Below are 1329 nucleotides of genomic sequence, written 5' to 3' on the forward strand. Positions count from 1 at the left end.
CGGCCAGGCCCATGTGCTCGATGACCGCCTCGTCCAGCGCGGGCGCGGTGGACAGCCGCTCGTTCAGCTCGGCCATCCGCTCCGGCGGCAGGCCGATGCCCATGTCCTCCACGCGCAGCAGGATGCTGCCGTTCTCGGTGACGTGGGCGCTCACCGTCACCGGCGAGCTGGGCGGGGACTGGGCGGTGGCGTTGTCCAGCAGCTCGGTGAGCAGCCGGCTGACGTCGTCGGCCGCGAAGCCGACCACGGCGAGCGGCACCACGCGACCGACGTCCACCCGCTGGTAGCGCTCGATCGCCGAGATCGCGGCGCGGATGACGTCGACCAGCGAGGAGGTGTCCTCGGCGGCGGCGCCCGCGTCCTCGCCGGCGAGCACGCGCAGGTTCTCGGCGTTGCGGCGCAGCCGGGTGGCGAGGTGGTCGAGCCGGTAGAGCCGGTCGAGGGCGTCGGGGTCCTGCTCTTCGGACTCCATGCGCTCCAGTTCGGCCAGCAGGGAGTCCAGCAGGTTCAGGTCGCGCAACGCGATGCCGGCGCAGACGCCGGCCAGCACGTCGTCACGGGGGGCGGGACCGGCGGGCGGGGTCTCCGCCTGCCGGGGCGCCGGCGGGCGGGGTGCCGGGGACTGGGGCGCCGGGGACTGGGGCACGATCAGGCGGTGGCGCGGGCGCCGGGGTTCCAGCAGCTCCGCGACGGTGCCCCGCGCCCGGTCCAGTAACGACTTCGCGCCCCGCCTGCGGTACTGCTCCAGCAGCGACCGCACTCGGCTCACCACGCGCGCTCCGCCCGGACGTCTTCGGTCAACACCGCGCCAACCGTAGTCACGCGCCGTCCATAGTCAAGACGGAGGGTAACCAAATCCACCCGTTCGGGTGCTGAGAGTGATCACGGCCTGGGCATTGACCTCCGGCCGCCGTGCGAGGCGTGGCGCACCGCGCCGAATTCGACGGGCGTCGAACCCGGTCGCGGCCGTCCCGGGCGCGGGGGCGGTTTGGCCCGGGTCGGGTCGCTCCGGTCTCATGGTGCGGTGGCGACGGGTGAAGACGGTTCGGGGTTAGCCGGCGGGGAGCCGCCGGCGGGGCGGAACGAGGTCGGCGGCGTGGTCGCCGGACCGGTGGTGCAGGCCGGCTCGATCGGCGGCGACGTGCACTTCCACCAGGCTTCGCGCGAGCAGCCGCCACCGCGCCAGCTACCGCCCGTGCCCGCGCGCTTCGTCGGTCGCGCCGCCGAGCTGGAGCGCCTGACCGCCGCCCTCGACGCGGCGGCGGGGCGGGGCGGCACCACGCCGGTCCTCGCCCTGAGCGGGGCCGGGGGCATCGGCAAGACCTGGCT

At 75.2% G+C, this 1329-nt stretch carries 2 protein-coding genes; one reads left to right on the forward strand and one right to left on the reverse strand.

The features are described 5' to 3' along the window. Positions 1 to 769, reverse strand: a 769-nt coding sequence (locus tag ACFV4N_RS43855; protein ID WP_499678622.1) for a sensor histidine kinase, incomplete at its 3' end; no start/stop codon positions are given. Positions 770 to 1096: 327 nt separating this feature from the next. Between ACFV4N_RS43855 and ACFV4N_RS43860 the strand changes: the two genes are divergently transcribed. Beyond that, positions 1097 to 1329: ATP-binding protein (locus ACFV4N_RS43860; RefSeq protein ID WP_499678623.1), on the forward strand; the 233-nt coding region annotated here is incomplete at its 3' end.

Source organism: Actinosynnema sp. NPDC059797 (assembly GCF_042732085.1).
GTDB lineage: Bacteria > Actinomycetota > Actinomycetes > Mycobacteriales > Pseudonocardiaceae > Actinosynnema.